Consider the following 20,004-nt stretch of genomic DNA (forward strand, 5'->3'; position numbering starts at 1 on the left):
GTCACTTCACTCCCCGCCCCGTGGCGACGACGCCCATAGCAGGAAAATCGGTAAAGAACCCGTCGATCCCCTGCGCCAGCGCGGCGCGGATCTCCGCCACCACGTCGCCCCGTGCGCGCGGATCGGCGCCGCGGCGGAAGCGCTCGGGCAGGAAATAATTCTCCGCGCGATAGGTCCAGGGATGCACCTTCAGCCCCGCGGCGTGCGCATCCGCCACCAGCGTGCCGGGGGTCGCGCCGTCCCACAGCATCGCCTTGTTCGGCCCGATGCCATAGGCGTAGCGCGCCACGTCCCGCAGCCCGTCGGGCGTGGTCATCGCGGCATAGCTGGGCGCGGCCCCGTCAGCGGGCGCGCCCTCGCCGTCCACCAGCTGGATCAGCCGCACCTTCGTCATCCCCGCCAGCCGCTTGAGATTGGCGACCTCGAACGATTGCAGGAACACCGGCGCCTCGGCGCTGTCCCACCCCGCCTCGCGCAGCGCCTTCACCACCAGCGCATCGGTCGGATGGCCGATCGATGCGAAATAGGTCGGATGCTTGGTTTCGGGGTAGATGCCGACGCCGTTCGCCTTCGCCAGCGCGATCACCTCCGCGAAGGTCGGGATCGTCTCCTGCCCGTCATAGGCGGTGTTGCCGGGGCGCAGCTGCGGCAGACGTTCCTTCACGCGCAGCGTCTTCAGCTCGGCGAGCGTGAAATCCTCCGTGAACCAGCCGGTCAGCGTCTGGCCGTCGATCGTCTTCGTCGTGCGGCGCGCGGCGAACTCCGGGTGCTGCGCGACGTCGGTCGTCTCCGAAATCTCGTTCTCGTGCCGGGCGACCAGCACGTCGTCCTTCGTCGGCACCAGATCGGGCTCGATCACGTCGGCGCCCTCCCGGATCGCGAGCGCGTAGCTGGCGATGCTGTGTTCGGGGCGCTCGCCGCTGGCGCCGCGATGCGCGATGACGAGGGGGGAGGGTGTGGCGGAAGGCGGGGGGGTCATGGCCACCTTCTGCCCGGTCGTGCACGCCGATGCCAGCACCGCGCCCAAGGCGATGAGAATGGTTCGCACGGACCTGAACCCGCCCTGCTTAGTTTCACCGGGAATACCGAAAGGCTGGTCCATGCACTTCACCATCAACGGAAAATCCTACGAGGCGGAGGTCGACATCCGCACCTCGCTGCTCGATCTGGCCCGCGAACACCTGGGGCTGACCGGCAGCAAGAAGGGGTGCGACCACGGTCAGTGCGGGGCGTGCACCATGCTGGTGAACGGCCGCCGCATCAACGCGTGCCTCACGCTCGCCGTGATGCATCAGGATGACGAGATCGTGACGATCGAGGGGCTGGGCGAGGTCGGCGACCTCCATCCGATGCAGGACGCGTTCGTCCGCCACGACGGCTATCAGTGCGGCTATTGCACCCCGGGGCAGATCTGCTCCGCGGTCGGCATGCTGGACGAGGTGGCGAAGGGCTGGCCCAGCCACGCCAGCGCCGACCTGACCAACGTATCGCTCGACGATGCGGAGATCAGCGAGCGGATGAGCGGCAACATCTGCCGCTGCGCCGCTTACCCCAATATCGTCGACGCCATCCGCGAGGTAGCGGGCCGCGACGTCGCCGGCGCGAAGGTGGACGCATGAAGACCTTCGACTATGCCCGCGCCGCGAGCGTGGAGGAGGCGGTGCAGGCCGGCGGGCGGTTCATCGCCGGGGGCACGAACCTGCTCGACCTGATGAAGCTGCAGGTGGAGACGCCCGACAAGCTGGTCGACATCAGCCGCCTCGACCTCGACCGGATCGAGGAGCGCGACGACGGCGGGCTGACGATCGGCGCGCTGGTGCCCAACAGCGACCTCGCCGCCGATCCCCGCGTCATCGCGAAGTACGAGGTGCTGAGCCGCGCCTTGCTGGCGGGCGCTTCGGGGCAGCTGCGCAACAAGGCGACGACCGGGGGCAACCTGCTCCAGCGGACGCGCTGCTATTATTTCTACGACACCGCCGCGGGCTGCAACAAGCGCGCGCCGGGATCGGGCTGCGAGGCGATCGGCGGGTTCAACCGCATCCACGCGGTCCTGGGCACCAGCGACCAGTGTATCGCGACGCACCCCGGCGACATGCCGGTGGCGATGCGCGCGCTCGATGCGGTGATCGTGACGCAGGCGCCGGGCGGCGACAAGCGGCGCATCCCCATCGCCGACTTCTACCGCCTGCCCGGTGACACGCCGCAGGTGGAGAACGTGCTTCAGCGCGGCGAGCTCATCACCCATGTCGAGTTGCCCGCCCCGCCCGCCGGCCGGCAGGTCTATCGCAAGGTGCGCGACCGCGCCTCCTACGCCTTCGCGCTCGTTTCGATCGCGGGCGTCGTCGCGGTGGAGGACGGTCGCATCGCCGCCGCCGCGCTCGCCTTCGGCGGGCTGGCGCCCATGCCGTGGCGCGACGAAGCGGTGGAGGCGGCGCTGGTCGGACAGGCGCCGTCCGATGACGTCTTCGCCGCCGCCGCCGATGCGCTGGTCAAGGATGCACGCGGCTTCGGCTCGAACGACTTCAAGATCCCGCTGGTACGCCGCACCCTGATCGCCACCCTGCGGGAGCTGACGCGATGAACCTCATTTCCAAGCTGCTGGGCCGCGACGACACGCGCAGCCTGACGATGGATGCACCGCATCCCGACAGCCTGCTCGACCGCGATGCGCAAGGGATCATCGGCCGCCCGGTCGACCGCGTAGAGGGGCCGCTGAAAGTGTCCGGTCGCGCCACCTATGCCGCCGAATATCCGGCCGAGAATCTGGCCTATGGCGTGCTGGTCCGCGCGACCTTCGGCTCGGGCAGGATCACCGACGTGGTGACCGACGTCGCCCGGTCGGTTCCCGGCGTCATCGACATCGTGACCGACTATCCGACCTTCATCCGCAACCCGCAACAGGGCGGCGAGACGACGGCCCCGACGCAAGGGGTCGAGAAGGTCGACTATTTTGGCGAGATCGTCGCGATCGTCGTCGCCGAGACGTTCGAGGCGGCGCGCGAGGCGGCACAGCTGGTCGTCGTCACGCACGAGCCGGCGAAGGGCGCGTTCGTCTTCGAGGCGCACCGCACCGAGGCGGAGACCCCGCCCCCCGACCAGATCCCGCCGCGCACCGAACAGGGCGACGTGGACATGGCGATGGCGCAGGCCGCGGTCGCGATCGACGCGACCTATACGACCCCCAGCCAGAATTCGGCCGCGATGGAGCCCCATGCCTCGATCGCGGAGTGGAAGGAGGACGGCACGCTCGTGCTCCACGGCGCGTATCAGATGGTGGCCTCCGACCAGATGCAGCTCGCCAAGGCGCTGGGCGTGGGCGAGGACAAGGTGCGGATCATTGCGCGCTATGTCGGCGGCGGGTTCGGCTCCAAGCTGGGCATCGCGCCCGAGAGCGTCGCCGCCGCGATCGCCGCGAAGAAGCTCGGCCGCCCGGTCAAGGTCGCGATGGCGCGCCAGCAGGTGTTCGACGCCACCGTGCGCCGCTCCAATACCGAGCAGCGCATCCGGCTGGGCGCCACGGCCGACGGGAAGCTGACCGCGATCGCGCATGAGACGCTGACCAGCAACCTGCCCGGCGAGGATTTCTTCGAACCCGCCGGCATGGGCACGCATTTCGCCTATGCGGGCGAGAACCGGCTGATCGATCACAAGATCGTGCGGCTCAACTGGCTGCTGGCGGGATCGATGCGCGCGCCGGGCGAGGCGGTGGGGATGCTGGCGCTCGAATCGGCGATGGACGAACTCGCCGAGCGTCTCGGCATCGATCCGATCGAGCTGCGCCGCCGCAACGAGCCGGGGCAGGACCCGGAGAAGGAAATCCCCTTCTCCTCGCGCTCGCTGGTCGCGTGCATGGACAAGGGCGCCGAACTGTTCGGCTGGTCAGACCGCAAGCCGCAACCGGCGCAGGATCGCCGCGGCGAATGGTGGCACGGCGTGGGCATGGCCGCCGCGGTGCGCTCCAACATGCTCCAGAAGTCGTCCGCCTCGGTCGAGCTGACCCCGGACGGGCGCGCGATCGTGTCGACCGACATGACCGACATCGGCACCGGCACCTACACCATCCTGGCGCAGATCGCGGCGGAGACGCTGGGGCTGCCGCTCGACCGCGTCATCGTCCACCTGGGCGACGGCGCCGCGCCGCCCGCGGCGGGATCGGGCGGGTCGTGGGGCGCGGGGTCGTCGGGCTCGTCGGTCTACCTCGCGTGCGAGGGCATCCGCGAGAAGCTGGCCAAGGCGATGGACGTGTCGCCGGACGAGCTGACGCTGAAGGACGCGCGCGCCATTGCGGCGAACCGCGCGGTCGACGTGACCGACCTGGTCGGCGACGGCATCACCGTCACCGGCGAGATCGCGCCGGGCAAGCAGGAGAAGCTGTTCAACCAGGCCAGCTACGGCGCGCATTTCGCGGAGGTGAAGGTCAATGCCGTCACCGGCGAGATCCGCGTCGAGCGGATGCTGGGGGTGTTCACCGCGGGCCGCATCCTGAACGCGAAGACCGCACGCTCGCAATGCCTGGGGGGCATGACCTTCGGCATCGGCGGCGCGCTGTCGGAGGAGCTTGTCCACGATCCCCGCAACGGCAAGGTCGTGAACCGCGACCTCGCCGAATATCACGTGCCGGTGAACGCCGACGTGCCGCAGCTGGACGTCCATTTCCTGGAGGAGCGCGACATCCACGCCAACCCGATCCACGCCAAGGGGATCGGCGAGCTGGGCATCTCCGGCGCGGGCGCCGCGATCGCCAACGCGGTCTACAACGCCACCGGCGTGCGCGTGCGCGACTTCCCGATCACGTGCGACAAGCTACTGGAAGGATTGCCGGACTGACCCCCGCGGTGCAAAATGCCGCGATGCCGCCTCCTTTCATCATTGCGAGCGCAGCGAAGCGGTCCGGGGCCAGGCGCGGAACACCGGATTGCTTCGCTGCGCTCGCAATGACGGCGATATTCAGGAATATACGATGACCGAACAGGCGATCGACACCGCGGAGCGGCCCGGCGCGCTCGCCCGCGCGACGCAGGGCGTGCTGGGCGCGCCGATCGCGCGCGTCGAGGGCCCGTTGAAGGTCACCGGCGCCGCCACCTACGCCTACGAACACGCCCCCCGGGGCACGCTCTACGCCGCGATCGTCGGCGCGCCGGTCGCGCGCGGACGCGTGACGGGGATCGACGATGCCGCGGCCAGGGCGCTGCCCGGCGTCGTCGCGGTGATCCACGACGATCCGCGCATCCCCGCGGGCGAGGGCAATTCGCGCGCGATGCCGTCGCAGGGGACCGACCGCATCTTCCACCACGGTCAGCCCGTCGCGATCGTCGTCGCCGAAACGCAGGCCGCCGCGCGCGAGGCGGCGACCCTCGTCACGGTGATCGCGGAGGCGAGCGACGGCCGCTTCGACATGACCGGCGAGCCGGTGCAGCGCGACCACAAGCTCGGCTTCCTCCTGGCGATCGACATCGGCGACGTCGATGCCGCGCTGGCGGAGGCGGCGGTGACGTTCGACGCCACCTACGAAACGCCGGTCCATTTCCCCGCCGCGCTGGAGCCGCATGCCTCGACCATCTGGTGGGACGGCGAGGTGCTGACCGTCCGCTCCAGCAATCAGGTGATCGGCGGCGCGCGGGACACGATCGCCAGGGCGATGGGGCTGCCGCCCGAGCGCGTCCGCGTGCTCGCCCCCTATGTCGGCGGCGGCTTCGGCGGCAAGACCGGGGTCGGTCCCGAGGTCGTCATGGCCGCGATCGCCGCGGAGAAGCTGCGCCGGCCGGTCAAGATCGCGCTGCCGCGGCGCGACACCGCCTATCTCGTCCACCACCGCAGCGCGACGAGGCAGCGCGTGCGGATCGCGTGCGACACGGATGGTCGCATCGCCGCCTTCGCGCATGAGGGCGTAGCGGCGCAGAACGACGACAGCGCGTTCCTGGAGCCGATCCCGTTCGGCTCGATCCCGCTCTATGCCGGCGCGGCGCGGCGCTTCCGCACCGATCTCGTCCGCCTCGACCTGCCCCCCACCGGCGCGGTGCGCGCACCCGGCGAGGCGATCGGCACCTTCGCGGTCGAATGCGCGATGGACGAACTCGCCGAGCGGCTGGGTCTCGACCCCGTCGAGCTGCGCCGCCGCAACGAGCCGGAGCGCGACCCCACCAGCGGCAAGCCCTTCTCCACCCGCCGGATGCTGGAATGCTATGACGAGGGCGCGCGCCGCTTCGGCTGGCCCGCACGGGTGCCCGCGCCCGGCAGCGTGCGCGAGGGCGACTGGCTGATCGGCATCGGCATGGCCGCCAGCCTGCGCGGCAATTTCACCGTGGAGGCATCCGCGACGGTCCGGCTGGAGGCGGACGGGCGCGCCGCGGTCGAATGCGACATGACCGACATCGGCACCGGCACCTATACGATCCTGGCGCAGACCGTCGCGGAGATCCTGGGCCTGTCGCCCGGCGCGGTCGACGTGCGGATCGGCGACACCAACTATCCCAGGAGCGCCGGCTCCGGCGGGTCGTTCGGCGCGGGCAGCGCCGCCTCCGCCGCGGCGCTGGCGTGCGAGGACGTGGTCGCCGAACTCGCGCGCCGGATGAACGCCGCGCCCGGGGACCTGTCGCTCCACGATGGCCGCGTCACCGCGGACGCGCGCGAGGTGCCGCTCGCCGAGCTGGTCCGCGGCCAGCCGATCGTCGGCCACGGCAGGAGCAAGCCCGGCGCGCAGGCGAAGAAGACCAGCCAGGCGAGCCACGGCGCGCAATTCTGCGAGGTGGCGGTCAACGCGATCACCGGCGAGGTGCGCGTGCGCCGGATGCTGGGCGTGTTCGACGTCGGCCGCGTCCTCAACCGCGCCACCGCGGCGAACCAGATCGTCGGGGGGATGGTGTGGGGCATCAGCTATGCGCTGGGCGAGGCGGCGGTGGTCGACACCCGCTCGGGCCGCTTCGTGAACCCCGATTTCGGTGAATATCACGTCGCGGTAAACGCCGACGTGCCGCAGATCGAATGCCATTTCGTCGAGGAGATCGACGATGCCGCCAACCAGGCCGGCGCGAAGGGGGTCGGCGAGCTCGGCATCTCCGGCGCGGGCGCGGCGGTGGTCAACGCGATCTACAACGCCACCGGCATCCGCACCCGCGAGGTGCCGGTGACGCTCGACACGCTGCTGGCGGGACTGCCGGCGGCTTAGTTCATTTCGCCCTCACCCTTCCGGCGCTGCGCGCCTCCCTCCTTCTCCCGCCGGGAGAGGGAAGGGGCCCGCCCGGCGCAGCCGGGTGGGAAGGGTGAGGGCGACGAAGGAAGACGATATGGCCGACAACGATTCCGTCCTCGCCGCCGCCCGCGACTGGAAGGGCGCGCGCCTGGCGCTCGCCACCGTCGTCTCGACCTGGGGCAGCGCACCGCGCCCGCGCGGCAGCCACATGCTGGTGCACGAGGACGGCCGCTTCGAAGGTTCCGTCTCGGGCGGCTGCGTCGAGGGCGAGATCCTGGATACCGCCGCGCGCGTCATCGCGGGGGAGCCGTTCGCGGTGAAGACCTACGGCGTCGCCGACGACAGCGCATGGGAGGTGGGCCTGCCGTGCGGCGGGCAGATTTCGGTCATGGTCCAGCCGGTGTCCGCCGACGGCTTCGACCCCGAATTGTTCGATCGCATCGCCGAGGCGCGCGGCGCGGGCCGCGCGCTCACCGTCACCACCGACCTCGCCACCGGCCGGTCGGAGATGTCGGATCGCCCGTCACCGGGCGAGGGTGGCACCGGCCCGCAGCCCACCAGCGAGGCCTTCGCCAACCGCTACGATCCGCCGCGCCGGCTGCTGATCGTGGGCGCGGTGCAGATCGCGCAGTCGCTCGCCGCGCTGGCGGCGACGCTGGGGATCGAGACCGTCGTCATCGACCCGCGCGGGCGCTTCCTGACCGCGGAGCGCTTCCCCGGCGTGACGCTCGACGATCGCTGGCCCGACGAGGCGGTGGCGGCATGGAATCCCGGCCCCTCGACCGCGGTCGTGACGCTCAGCCACGATACGAAGATCGACGACCCCGCGCTGATCGCCGCGCTGGCCGCCGACACCGCCTATATCGGTGCGCTGGGCAGCCGCAAAAGTCATGCCGCGCGGCGGGAGCGGCTGGCGGCGTCAGGCGTTGATGCCGATCAGCTGGATCGCATCGACGGCCCCGTGGGGATCGATATCGGCGCGATCGGCCCGGCCGAGATCGCGCTGTCGATCGCCGCCGCCATGGTGGGAGCGTTCCATGATCGCCGTTGAAGATACCGTCCTCATCCTCCTCGCCGCGGGCCGGTCGGAACGGTTCGGCGATGTCGGCAGCAAGCTGGACCAGCCGTTCCTCTCGCGCCCGCTCGGGCTCCACGTCGCGGTCGCGCTGGAGGAGATTCCGTTCAGGCAGCGCATCGCGGTCGTCGACGGGTGCAAGCTGGATTACGCGCAGCACGGCTTCAAGCTGCTCCACAACGAGGATCCGGAGCGCGACATGGCGTCGTCGGTGCGGATGGGCGTCGAGTGCGCGCGGGCGCTGGACGCGAAGGCGGTGCTGATCGCGCTGGCGGACATGCCGCGCGTCACCGCCTCGCACATCTACCGGCTGATGGATGCCGCCGACAGCGAGGATGCGGTGGTGGCGTCGAGCGACGGCGTCGCGCCCAAGCCGCCCGCGCTGTTCGGCCGTGCGCGGTTCGACGACGTGCTCGCGATCAGGGGCGATCAGGGCGCGCGCGACCTGATCCAGGCCGGACGCCACGTCGTCACGAACGCCGCGGAGCTCATCGACATCGACACGCGCGAGGATTTGAAGGAGCTCCAGCGCCTCGTCCATGCGCCCGAGCCGCTCAACCGCACCGATTCGCACGCCATCCGGGGGTAAGTCCCCGTCACCCCGGGCGTGACCCGGGGTCCCGCTTTCTCTGCCGCGTCGGCGCGAAGCGGGACCCCGGATCAAGTCCGGGGTGACGAATATCACTCGTGCCGCAGCGCGTCGATCGGGTTGAGTGCCGCCGCGCGCCGCGCGGGAAAATATCCGAACACCACCCCGATCACCGCCGAGATCGCGAACGCGATCAGGTTGATCTGCGCATCGAACAGGAACGGCAGCCCGCCGGCCCAGGACAATCCGACGATCGCCACCTGTGCCAGTACCAGCCCGATCAGCCCGCCCAGCATCGACAGCACCACCGCCTCCACCAGGAATTGCAGCAGCACCTCGTTAGCGACCGCCCCGATGGCGAGGCGGATGCCGATCTCGCGCGTGCGCTCGGTCACCGACACCAGCATGATGTTCATGATGCCGATGCCGCCGACGACCAGGCTGATCGCCGCCACCGCGGTGACGATCCGCGTCAGCAGCTGCGTCGTGCTCGATAGCGTGTCGCTGATCTGCCTGGTGTCGAGGATGTTGAAATTGTCCTCGCGTCCGTCCTCGATCCGGCGGCGCTCGCGCAGCAGGTCGGTGATCCCCGCCTGCACGGTCGCGGTGGCATAGGCCGGATCGACCCCCACCAGCATCAGCCGGATGTCGCGGCTGCCGGTGAAGCGGCGCTGCACCGCCTTGATCGGCATGATGACGACATCGTCCTGATCCCCGCCGAACCCCGCCTGCCCGCGCGTCGACAGGATGCCGATCACGTCGCAGCTGACATTGCCCAGCCGGAAGCGCTGCCCCACCGCGTCGCCGCCGCGGAACAGGTTCTGCCGCACGGTATTGCCGATGATGCAGACCGCCTTGCCCGCCTGTTCCTCCGCCGGGGTCCACAGCCGCCCGGCGACCAGCGGCCACGGCTGGACCTCGAAATAGGCCGCGGTGGTCCCGTTGATCGTGGTCGACCAATTGGCCCCTTCGTAGATGGCGGTGGCGCTCGCCTGCGCCTGCGGGGCGACCGCGGTGACGCCCGCGATCTGATCGGCGATCGCGCTCACGTCCTCCGGCGCGAAATCGGGCGGCCGCGGCCCGCCGCCGCCGCGGCCGAACCCCTGCCCGGGGCGGATCTGGAGGATGTTGGTGCCCAGCGAGGAGATGTTCTGCTGCACCTGCGCCGTGGTCGCCTTGCCCAGCGTCACCATCGTGACGACCGCGCCGACCCCGATCACGATTCCCAGGATCGTCAGGAACGATCGCAGCAGGTGCCGCCGGATCGACCGGATCGCGAGCAGGAAGGTAGTGCCGAGCATGTTACGCCTGCCCTTCCGCGTGACGGCGCCCCACCCGCACCGTCACCCCGGGCCCGTTCCGGGGTCCAGGGTTCCGCGCGCCGCCGCATCGGGGTGCGCACGGGACCCTGGATGCCGGGACGAGCCCGGCATGACGGAACAAGTCGCTCACGCCACCACCTCGCGCGGCGCATTCGTCTCGATTCGCTCGACCAGCCCGTCCTTGAAATGCACCAGCGTCCGCGCGAACGCCGCCATGTCGGGCTCGTGCGTCACCATCAGCACGGTGATGCCGCTGTCGCGGTTGAGGCCGGTCAGCAGTTCCATGATCTCCACCGACCGCTCCGAATCCAGATTGCCGGTGGGCTCGTCGGCCAGCAGCACGTCGGGTTCGGTCACGATCGCCCGCGCGATCGCGACGCGCTGCTGCTGCCCGCCCGACAGCTCGGCCGGGGTATGATCCCACCAGCGATCGAGCCCCACCTTCTCCAGCGCCGCCATCGCGCGGTCGCGGCGCGCGCGCTTCTCGTCGCCGCGGTACAGCAGCGGCAGCTCGACATTCTCCAGCGCGCTGGTGCGCGACAGCAGGTTGAACCCCTGAAACACGAAGCCCAGGTAGCGCCGCCGCAGCAGCGCGCGCTGGTCGCGGTCCAGCGTCTCGACATGATGCCCGCGGAACAGGAACGTGCCCCCGCTGGGTACGTCCAGACAGCCCAAGATGTTCATCGTCGTCGACTTGCCCGAGCCCGACGGTCCCATCACCGCGACGAAATCGCCGCCCGCGATGTCCAGGTCGATTCCCTTCAGCGCGTGGAACTGCGTCGCGCCGGTGCCATAGACCCTGGTGACGCCGCGCAGCCGGATGAGGGCGTCGGCGCTACTGGCCACCGCCCCCGCCTCCCCCGCCGCCGCGCCGGCGCTGGCCGCCGGCCGAGCCGCCGCCGCCCGCCCCGTCGCTCGACAACTGGCCGGTGATGACCTGCATCCCCGCGGTCAGCCCGCCCGACGTGACTTCGGTCTGCGATCCGTCGGTGTCGCCGGTGGTGACCTGGATCGGCTTCGGCTTGCCGTCGTCGCCGACGACGTACACGGTCTGCGTCGCGCCGCGACCGACCTGCGCGGTACGCTCCGCGCCGCCGCCACGCCGCGGCCCGCGCGGGATGATCGATCCCGTGATCCCGCCCCCGCTCGCCCCGGTTCCGCTCGACGGCTTGAAGCGGAAGGCGGCGTTGGGGACGAGCAGCACGTTGCGCTTGTCCGCGGTCACGATGTCCGCGGTCGCGGTCATCCCGGGGCGCAGCTGGAGCGTCGGGTTGGAGACGCTGAGGTCCGCGGCATAGGACACCACCTGCCCCGTCGTCGCGGTGGCGCTGGTGCCGGTGGACGAGGAGGAGGCGGTCGCGTTGCTGACCGTCAGGTTCGACCCCAGGTCGACGCGGGTGATCGTCGCGGGGAAGGTCCGCCCGGGAAAGGCGTCGACGGTGAAGGTCGCCTTCTGCCCGTTGCGCACCTCGCCCACGTCCGCCTCGTCGATCGCGACCTCCAGCTTCATGCGGGTCAGGTCCTCGGCGATCACGAACAAGGTCGGCGTGTTGAACGACGCGGCCACGGTCTGACCGGGGTCGACCTGCCGCGCCAGCACCACGCCGTTGACCGGCGAGCGGATGATCGCGCGCGCCCGCTGCGTCTGCGACTGCGACAGCTGCGCGCGTGCCGCGGTGACGTTCGCCTCCGCCACCTTCAGCGCGGCGGTCGCGCGTTGCGCGTCGGCCTGCCCGGTCTGCAACTCGGTCTTCGACGGCACGCGACCGTTCGACAGGCGGTATACCTCCTGCAACCGCGCCAGCTGCGCCTGCGTCTCCGCGACGGTCGCGCGCGCCTGGTTCACCTGCGCCTCGTTGGCGGCGAGCGTCGCCTGCCCTGCGCGGATCTGGTCGTCGATCTGCTCGGGATCGATCAGCGCCAGCGGCTGACCCGCGACCACGCGGTCGTTGACGTCGACCACCACGCGCGTGACCAGCCCCGACAGCTGCGACCCCACCGTCACCTGATTGGTCGGCGCCAGCTTCCCCGTGGCGGACACGGTCACGGTCAGGTTGCCGCGCCGCGCCGGCGTGGTGGCATAGCGCACCTCGTCGCCGCCCCCCAGCACGCAGCGCGTCAGCACCAGCAGCAGCAGCACGCAGCCCGCCGCCACCAGTCCCCATTTGGCCCAGCGCCGCCAGGCCGGCTGCGGCTTCACCCCCAGGAAATCGTCGAGTGCGGTATCGGCCATCAGGGGGTTCCTGCGGGGGCGCTAGAGGGGGTGGAGGGCACGTCGGGCACGCGGGCGGCGTCCCATCCGCCGCCCAGCGCGCCGAACAGCTGGACCAGCGCGGTCGCGGCATCGGCGCGCGCCTGCGCCACGCCGTTGCGGGCCGACAGCGCCGCCGCCTCCTGCTGGCTCAGCGTCGTGAAATCGGTCAGCCCGCTGCGATACAGGCTGCGCGACAGCACCGCCGCGGCGTCCGCGGCATCGGCGGCGGTCGCCAGCGTCGCCTGACGCCGCTGCGCGGTGTCCAGCGCGACGATCGCATTCTCGACATCCTCCAGCGCGGTCAGCACCGCCGCCTTGTACGCCGCCAGCGCGGCATCGGCGGCGGCGCGCTGTCCGCGCACCTGGCTGCGCAGCCGTCCGCCGTTGAAGATCGCCTGCGTCACCCCCGCGAACAGCCCCCCGGTCACGGTGTCGAGCAGCGTGCCGACGGTGCCGGCGCGCGTGTTGATGTTCCCGCTGATCGCCAGATTGGGATAGAGCGCCGCCTCCGCCACCCCGATCCGCGCGGTGGCGCCCGCCAGCTGGCGTTCCGCTGCGCGCACGTCGGGACGCTGGCGCAGCACGTCGGCGGGGATTCCCACGCCCTGCGCGGGCAGACCGGCGGGGATCGCGCGCACCGGCGCCATCAGCGGCTTCAGCGCGCCGGGCGCCTGCGCGGTCAGCACGCCCAGCCGCGACACCGCGGCGTTATATTGCTGCTCCAGCGTCGGGATCGACGCCGCGGTCTGCGCGCGCTGCACCCGCGCCTGCTCCTGATCGAGCGAGGAGACGAGTCCGGCCTGCACGCGAAAGCCCGCGATCTCCAGATTGTCGTCCTGCAACGTCAGGCTGGCGCGCGCATTGGCCAGCTGCGCCTGATACAGTCGCGCCAGCACATAATTGCGCGCCACCTCCTGCTCGACCGACAGCAGCGTCGTCGCATAGTCGAAGCCCGACGCCTGATAGTCCGCACGGCTCGCCTCGATCGTGCGGCGCACCTCGCCGAACAGCCCCAGCTGATATTGCGCGCTGGCGCCCAGCGAGAAATTGTTGGCCCCGCCCCCACCGACGTTCTGGACGGTGCCGTCGGGCAGGGTGATCGTCTGGCCCCCGCCGGCCAGCGTCTCGGACCGGCTGTACCCGGCCGTACCGCTGACGCTGGGCAGCAGATCGGCGCGGCTCTGCACCAGCGCCTCGCGCGCCTGCCGAAGCCGCGCCACCGCCTGCGCCACGTCCAGGTTGGCGCTGGCCGCCTGTTCGACCAACTGCCCCAGCACCGGATCGTCGAAGCGGTTCCACCACCGCGTCAGATCCTCGCGCGTGGGCGCGGCGGGGACGGAGAAGGCCGCGGGCACCCCCAGCCCGGCGGGCGTCTGCGGACGATAGTCCGGCCCCACGCTGCACCCCGCGACGCCGAGCGACAGGAGGGGGACGAGGTGACGCAACCGCATGCCGCCGTGCATGAAGCGCGATGCCGGGCGCGTAAAGGCCGAAACTGTCGCGATATGTCGCGGGAAGTGCGGGGTGGCAGGTCGCAACAGGCACGGCGCTGGCCAGCGCCGGCGTCCCGACGGCTCTCCTGCCACCAGCACCCGTCACCCCGGGCTTGACCCGGGGTCCCGCTCTTTCTGCCACGTCGGAAGAACAGCGGGACCCCGGATCAGGTCCGGGGTGACGGTGTGGGCAAGCGCCCCCAAAGGCGGACCGGAGCGCCGCGCATCGAAGCGATGCACGCCCCCCCGCCCGCCCCGCTTATTCCAGCTCCAGGATCACCTGATCCACCGCCAGGCTCTCGCCCGCCTTCGCGCTGACCGTCTTCACCGTCGCGGACTTCTCGGCGCGCAGGATATTCTCCATCTTCATCGCCTCGACCACCGCCAGCGGCTGCCCGGCCTCGACCCGGTCGCCCTCGGCCACGTCCAGCCGCACCAGCAACCCCGGCATCGGCGCGATCAGGAACTTCGACAGATCGGGCGGCACCTTTTCGAGCAGGTGCCCGGCATAGCCCGCCACGCGCGCCGGCAGGACGCGCACCTTGTGCGCCGCGCCGCGCGCCGTCAGCGTGAAGCCGGCGCGCGTCGGCGCCACCTTCACCGTCACGCCGCCCACCCGCGCCGTGCGATCGAGCGCGGCATAGTCCACCGCCTCGGTCAGCGGCGTGCCGTCGACGGTGACGACCCCGTCCGTCAGCGCGACGCGGTGATCGCGCTTGCCGACCCGCACCACCCAGTCGGTGGGGGCGGGCAGCGGATGACCCAGCTGCCCGTCGATCGAGCGCGCCCGCGCCGCCTTGTCGTGCGCCGCGACCGCCGCCACGCCCGCCAGCGTCGCCACCAGCGCCTCGTCCGCCGGTGCGCCGTGGAAGCCGTCGGGATATTCCTCGGCGATGAACCCGGTCGTGATGTTCCCCTCGCGGAAGCGCGGGTGCTGCATCAGCGCGGAGAGGAAATCGAGGTTCGTCCCCGGCCCCTCGATCTCGAACGCGTCCAGCGCCGCGATCTGCGCGTCGATCGCCGCCTCGCGCGTGGGGGCCCAGGTGACGAGCTTGGCAATCATGGGATCGTAGAACATCGACACCTCGCCGCCCTCGCGCACGCCGTCGTCGACGCGGGTCAGGACGGTGCCCTTGTTCTGCGCCCCGAACGGCGCCTGATGCTTGTCCGCCGCGGGCGGGCGATAGCGCACCAGCCGCCCGATCGAGGGCAGGAAGCCGCGATAGGGATCCTCGGCATAAACGCGGTTCTCGACCGACCAGCCGTTGATCTTCACGTCCTTCTGCCCGAACGACAATTTCTCGCCGGCGGCGACGCGGATCATCTGCTCGACCAGGTCGAGCCCGGTGATCTCCTCGGTCACCGGATGCTCCACCTGGAGCCGGGTGTTCATCTCCAGGAAGTAGAAGCTCTCGCCCGTGGTGTCCGCGCCGCTGACGATCAGCTCGACCGTCCCCGCGCTGTAATAGCCGACCGCCTTGGCGAGCGCGACCGCCTGCTCGCCCATCGCCTTGCGCATCCTGGGCGTGACGAAGGGCGACGGCGCTTCCTCGACCACCTTCTGGTGGCGGCGCTGCACGCTGCATTCGCGCTCGTTCAGATAGACGACGTTGCCGTGCTGGTCGCCGAGCACCTGGATCTCGATGTGGCGCGGGCTCTCGATGAACTTCTCGATGAAGACGCGGTCGTCGCCGAACGAGGCGAGGCCCTCGCGCTTGGTCGCCTCGAACCCCTCGCGCACGTCCTTCTCGCTATAGGCGAGGCGCATCCCCTTGCCGCCGCCGCCCGCCGACGCCTTCATCATGACGGGATAGCCGATGTCGGTCGCGATCCGCACCGCCTCGTCGGTGTCGGCGATCTCCCCCAGGAAGCCGGGGACGACATTGACGCCGGCTTCCTTGGCGAGCTTCTTCGACTCGATCTTGTCGCCCATCGCCGCGATGGCGTTGGGCGGCGGTCCGACGAAGGCGATGCCCGCCTCGGCGCACGCCCTGGCGAAGCTCTCCCGCTCGGAGAGGAAGCCGTAGCCGGGGTGGATACAGTCCGCGCCCGTGTCCTTCGCCGCCTTCAGGATCAGGTCGGCCTTGAGATAGCTCTCCGCCGCCGGCGCCGGTCCCAGCCGCACCGCCTCGTCCGCCATCAGCACGTGCGGTGCACGCGCATCCGCGTCCGAATAGACCGCGACCGTCGCGATCCCCATCTTCTTGGCGGTCCGGAACACCCGACACGCGATCTCGCCCCGATTGGCGACCAGGATCTTCTTGAACACTCGTCTCTCCCCTTGTCGCGTCATGCTGCGCGTGGTGCCGGTGCGCCGCGGAGCAGGCCCTCGGTACTGAGGTCCTCGTCCACGTCCGGCCAATGAATGCCGTAACCCGCGCCGGCCTTCTCCCAATGCGACCGCTGCTCGGGCGTCGCGTTCATCAGTCGCGGATACCAGGCGAGCGGGGCAGAGATCGTCCGCCCATCCATCAGGTCGACGATCAGGCTCGCCTCGTCGAAGCGTACATCAAGGACGCGCTCATCGCTGATCCTAGCCGAAATATTCATGCCACGCCTCCAGAAGCGTTTCGCGATGCTCCGCGACCATATCGAGAATGCCATTGATCTCGTGCGCTCGGAACCCGCGGCTCTTGGCGACCTCCACCGGCTCCAGCCACACCTTGATCGTCGCCTCGCCGCGGTCGACGTGCACGTGCGGCGGCTCATGGGGCTCGTGACTGTAGAAGTAGAAACGAAACGCTTCGATCCGCAGCACCGTCGGCATTATTCCGCCGCCTCGCACACCCGCGCGCGCATCGGCTCCTCCGCCTGCATCGCGCGCACGCCCAGCTTCGCGAACAGCGCCGCGTCCGCGCTGTCGCCGCGGTTGCCCGCGGTCAGCAGCTTGTCGCCGGTGAAGATCGAGTTCGCTCCCGCCATGAAGCAAAGCGCCTGCGTCGCCTCCGACATGCTCTCGCGCCCCGCCGACAGCCGCACCATGCTCAGCGGCATCGCGATGCGCGCGACCGCCACCGTCCGCACGAACTCGATGTCGTCGATCTTGGCGAGCGGCGTGTCGGCCAGCATGTCGCCCAGCACCGTGCCCTTCACCGGCACCAGCGCATTGACCGGCACGCTCTCGGGATGACGCGGCAGCGTGGCGAGCGCGTGGACGAAGCCGACGCGGTCGTCGCGCGTCTCGCCCATGCCGACGATCCCGCCGCAGCACACGTTGATCCCGGCCTGCCGCACGTTCTCCAGCGTCTCCAGCCGCTCGCCGAAGGTGCGCGTCGTGATGACCTCGCCATACCGCTCGGGCGAGGTGTCGATATTGTGGTTGTAGTAATCGAGCCCCGCCGCGCTCAGCCGCTGCGCCTGTGCCGGCGTCAGCATCCCCAGCGTCATGCAGGTTTCCATCCCCATGCCGCGCACGCCCTCGATCATCTGGACGATCGCGTCCATGTCGCGGTCCTTGGGGTTGCGCCACGCCGCCCCCATGCAGAAGCGCTGCGAGCCGGCGTCCTTCGCCTCCGCCGCGCGCTGGAGCACCGCCTGCACGTCCATCAGCTTCGTCGCCTTGACCCCGCTGTCCGCCGCGACCGATTGCGAGCAATAGCCGCAATCCTCCGGGCAGCCGCCGGTCTTGATCGACAGCAGGGTGCACAATTGCACCTCGCCCGCGGCATGATGCGCGCGATGCACCGTCTGCGCGCGGTACATCAATTCGTCGAACGACAGGTCGAAGAGGTCCGCGATCTCTTCCCGGGTCCAGTCGTTGCGCGTCACGGTCGTCATTCTGCGGCTTCCTCCTGCGGGGGCATGTTGTGCCCGAGCAGGCGTAGCACTTCTTCCGCCGCCGCGATCAGGTTCGTACCGGGTCCGAAGATCGCCTGCACGCCGGCGTCACGCAGCGCCTGATAGTCCTGCGCCGGGATCACGCCCCCCGCGATCACCTTGATGTCGGGGCGCCCCGCATCGGCCAGATGCCCGATCAGCTCGGGGATCAGCGTCTTGTGCCCCGCCGCCAGGCTGGACGCGCCGACGACGTCGACGTCCTTGGCCAGCGCCAGCTCGGCGGCTTCCTTCGGCGTCTGGAACAGCGGGCCGGGCACGATCTCGAACCCCAGATCGCCGAACATCGACGACACCAGATTGGCGCCGCGGTCGTGGCCGTCCTGCCCCATCTTCGCGACCAGCATCCGCGGTTTGCGCCCCAGCCGGCGCTCGGTCGCCGCCACGCCGTCCTCCAGCCGGGCCCAGCGCGCATCCTCGGCATAGGCGCCGCCATAGATGCCCTTCACTGGCGTCGGCTGCGTGCCGAAGCGGCCGAAGACGTCCTCCATCGCGCTGGAAATCTCGCCCAGCGTCGCGCGGTGCCGCGCCGCCTCGACCGCCAGCGCCAGCAGGTTGCCGTCGCCCTTCGCGCCCTCGCGCAAGGCGTCGAGCGCGGCGCGGCAGGCGTCCTCGTCGCGCTCCGCCTTCGTCTTCTGGATGCGGCGGATCTGCGCCTCGCGCACCGCGTGGTTGTCGACGTCCAGGATCTCGATCGGATCCTCGTTATCCTTGCGATACTTGTTGACGCCGACGATCACGTCCTCGCCGCGATCGACGCGTGCCGCGCGCGCGGCGGAGGCCTCCTCGATCATCGCCTTGGGCCAGCCCGCGGCGACCGCCTTGGCCATGCCGCCCTCGCGCTCGACGCGCTCGATGATCTCCCACGCCTCATCGACCAGCCGCTTCGTCAGTGCCTCGATATAATAGCTGCCGCCCAGCGGATCGACGACGTTGCACATGCCGGTTTCCTCCTGGATCACCAGCTGCGTGTTGCGCGCGATCCGGGCGGAGAAGTCGGTGGGGAGCGCGATCGCCTCGTCCAGCGCGTTGGTGTGGAGCGACTGCGTACCCCCCAGCATCGCCGCCATCGCCTCGATCGTGGTGCGCATGACGTTGTTGTACGGGTCCTGCTCGGTCAGCGACACGCCGCTGGTCTGGCAGTGGGTGCGCAGCATCTTGCTGCGCTCGTCCTTCGCGCCCAGCTGCGTCATGACGCGGTGCCACAAGACGCGCGCGGCGCGCAGCTTGGCGATTTCCATGAAGAAGTTCATGCCGATCGCGAAGAAGAACGACAGCCGCCCGGCGAACCTGTCGATGTCGAGGCCGCTCGCGACGCCGTACTTCACATATTCCATGCCGTCGGCGATGGTGAAGGCCAGCTCCTGCACCTGCGTCGCGCCCGCCTCCTGCATGTGATAGCCGGAGATGGAGATGGAATTGAACTTCGGCATCTCGCGGCTGGTATAGCCGAAGATGTCGCTGATGATCCGCATGCTGGGTTCGGGCGGGTAGATATAGGTGTTGCGGACCATGAACTCCTTCAGGATGTCGTTCTGGATGGTCCCGTCGAGCAGGCGGCGCTCGACCCCCTGCTCCTCGCCGGCGACGATGAAGAAGGCGAGGATCGGGATCACCGCGCCGTTCATCGTCATGCTGACCGACATCTGATCGAGCGGGATGCCGTCGAACAGGATCTTCATGTCCTCGACGCTGTCGATCGCCACGCCCGCCTTGCCGACGTCGCCGGTCACGCGCGGATGGTCGCTGTCATAGCCGCGGTGCGTCGCCAGATCGAACGCGACCGACAGCCCCTTCTGCCCCGCCTTCAGGTTGCGGTGGTAGAAAGCGTTCGATTCCTCCGCGGTGGAGAAGCCGGCGTACTGGCGGATCGTCCACGGCCGCCCCGCATACATCGACGCGCGCACCCCGCGCGTGAACGGCGCGAACCCCGGCAGCCCCGGCTCCCAGTCGCCGACGTCCTCCGCGGTGTAGAGCGGCTTGACGTCGATCCCCTCCGGCGTGCGCCAGGTCAGGTCCTTGCCCTTCACCTCCTTCGCCGCCGCTGCGGACCACACGTCCAGCGTCGGGGAGGGCGCCGCGGGGGCCGGCGACGAAGAGGGCTTGGGCGCCGCGCCGCTGTCCTCGCCGGTGTTGGTTTCGATCGTCGGGTCGGTCATGTCATTCACCTGAAAGCCGTTCGTGCTGAGCGAAGTCTAAGCACGGCCGCACCGCTGCCGCCTGGCCTTCGACTTCGCTCAGGCCGAAC

At 70.2% G+C, this 20,004-nt stretch carries 16 protein-coding genes; 6 read left to right on the forward strand and 10 right to left on the reverse strand.

Annotated elements, in window-relative coordinates; all coding sequences use genetic code 11:
• Window position 1: 1 nt before the first annotated feature.
• Complete coding sequence (locus tag PGN23_RS00595) at window positions 2-979, reverse strand: glycerophosphodiester phosphodiesterase (protein ID WP_335300847.1); 978 nt, start codon at window positions 977-979, stop codon at window positions 2-4.
• A gap of 121 nt (window positions 980-1,100) precedes the next feature.
• Here PGN23_RS00595 and PGN23_RS00600 point away from each other — a divergent pair, with 121 nt between their 5' ends.
• From PGN23_RS00600 to PGN23_RS00625, 6 genes are all read left to right on the forward strand, one after another.
• The gene (locus PGN23_RS00600; protein WP_335300848.1) at window positions 1,101-1,619 is read left to right on the forward strand and encodes a 2Fe-2S iron-sulfur cluster-binding protein; all 519 of its coding nucleotides are present in this window, start codon (window positions 1,101-1,103) and stop codon (window positions 1,617-1,619) included.
• Window positions 1,616-2,581 carry an FAD binding domain-containing protein gene (locus PGN23_RS00605; protein WP_335300849.1) on the forward strand — a complete coding sequence of 322 codons (966 nt, stop codon included), beginning with the start codon at window positions 1,616-1,618 and terminating at the stop codon, window positions 2,579-2,581. The genes PGN23_RS00600 and PGN23_RS00605 overlap by 4 nt, the downstream gene beginning before the upstream one ends.
• A complete protein-coding gene (locus PGN23_RS00610; protein ID WP_335300850.1) occupies window positions 2,578-4,827 on the forward strand; it encodes a xanthine dehydrogenase family protein molybdopterin-binding subunit in 2,250 nt (749 codons plus the stop codon). Before PGN23_RS00605 ends, PGN23_RS00610 begins: the two co-directional genes overlap by 4 nt.
• Window positions 4,828-4,960: 133 nt before the next feature.
• Complete coding sequence (locus PGN23_RS00615) at window positions 4,961-7,165, forward strand: xanthine dehydrogenase family protein molybdopterin-binding subunit (RefSeq protein WP_335300851.1); 2,205 nt, start codon at window positions 4,961-4,963, stop codon at window positions 7,163-7,165.
• Window positions 7,166-7,283: 118 nt separating this feature from the next.
• Entirely contained in the window at window positions 7,284-8,240 is a 957-nt protein-coding gene (locus PGN23_RS00620) for an XdhC family protein (RefSeq protein WP_335300852.1), read from the forward strand.
• A complete protein-coding gene (locus PGN23_RS00625) occupies window positions 8,227-8,853 on the forward strand; it encodes a nucleotidyltransferase family protein (RefSeq protein ID WP_335300853.1) in 627 nt (208 codons plus the stop codon). Before PGN23_RS00620 ends, PGN23_RS00625 begins: the two co-directional genes overlap by 14 nt.
• Before the next feature lie 92 nt (window positions 8,854-8,945).
• On the opposite strand, the gene PGN23_RS00630 is transcribed toward PGN23_RS00625, so the two are convergent.
• The 9 genes from PGN23_RS00630 to scpA form a co-directional block, all read right to left on the reverse strand.
• The gene (locus tag PGN23_RS00630; protein ID WP_335300854.1) at window positions 8,946-10,154 is read right to left on the reverse strand and encodes an ABC transporter permease; all 1,209 of its coding nucleotides are present in this window, start codon (window positions 10,152-10,154) and stop codon (window positions 8,946-8,948) included.
• Between the two features lie 147 nt (window positions 10,155-10,301).
• Window positions 10,302-11,021 (reverse strand): ABC transporter ATP-binding protein, encoded by a 720-nt coding sequence (locus PGN23_RS00635; RefSeq protein WP_335300855.1) that lies wholly within the window; start codon window positions 11,019-11,021, stop codon window positions 10,302-10,304.
• The gene (locus tag PGN23_RS00640) at window positions 11,011-12,408 is read right to left on the reverse strand and encodes an efflux RND transporter periplasmic adaptor subunit (RefSeq protein WP_335300856.1); all 1,398 of its coding nucleotides are present in this window, start codon (window positions 12,406-12,408) and stop codon (window positions 11,011-11,013) included. The genes PGN23_RS00635 and PGN23_RS00640 overlap by 11 nt, the downstream gene beginning before the upstream one ends.
• Entirely contained in the window at window positions 12,408-13,880 is a 1,473-nt protein-coding gene (locus tag PGN23_RS00645; RefSeq protein ID WP_335300857.1) for an efflux transporter outer membrane subunit, read from the reverse strand. Before PGN23_RS00645 ends, PGN23_RS00640 begins: the two co-directional genes overlap by 1 nt.
• A 301-nt stretch (window positions 13,881-14,181) precedes the next feature.
• Window positions 14,182-16,191, reverse strand: a complete 2,010-nt coding sequence (locus tag PGN23_RS00650; protein WP_335300858.1) for an acetyl/propionyl/methylcrotonyl-CoA carboxylase subunit alpha — start codon at window positions 16,189-16,191, stop codon at window positions 14,182-14,184.
• Window positions 16,192-16,211: 20 nt separating this feature from the next.
• Window positions 16,212-16,472, reverse strand: coding sequence for a DUF2442 domain-containing protein (locus PGN23_RS00655; RefSeq protein WP_335300859.1), 261 nt, complete (start codon window positions 16,470-16,472; stop codon window positions 16,212-16,214).
• On the reverse strand, window positions 16,456-16,689 hold the full coding sequence (locus PGN23_RS00660) for a DUF4160 domain-containing protein (protein ID WP_335300860.1): 234 nt from the start codon (window positions 16,687-16,689) through the stop codon (window positions 16,456-16,458). Before PGN23_RS00660 ends, PGN23_RS00655 begins: the two co-directional genes overlap by 17 nt.
• Complete coding sequence (bioB, locus tag PGN23_RS00665; protein WP_335300861.1) at window positions 16,689-17,699, reverse strand: biotin synthase BioB; 1,011 nt, start codon at window positions 17,697-17,699, stop codon at window positions 16,689-16,691. Before bioB ends, PGN23_RS00660 begins: the two co-directional genes overlap by 1 nt.
• Window positions 17,696-19,915, reverse strand: coding sequence for a methylmalonyl-CoA mutase (gene scpA, locus PGN23_RS00670; protein WP_335300862.1), 2,220 nt, complete (start codon window positions 19,913-19,915; stop codon window positions 17,696-17,698). Before scpA ends, bioB begins: the two co-directional genes overlap by 4 nt.
• Window positions 19,916-20,004 lie beyond the last annotated feature (89 nt).

This window comes from Sphingomonas adhaesiva (assembly GCF_036946125.1).
Lineage (GTDB): Bacteria > Pseudomonadota > Alphaproteobacteria > Sphingomonadales > Sphingomonadaceae > Sphingomonas > Sphingomonas adhaesiva_A.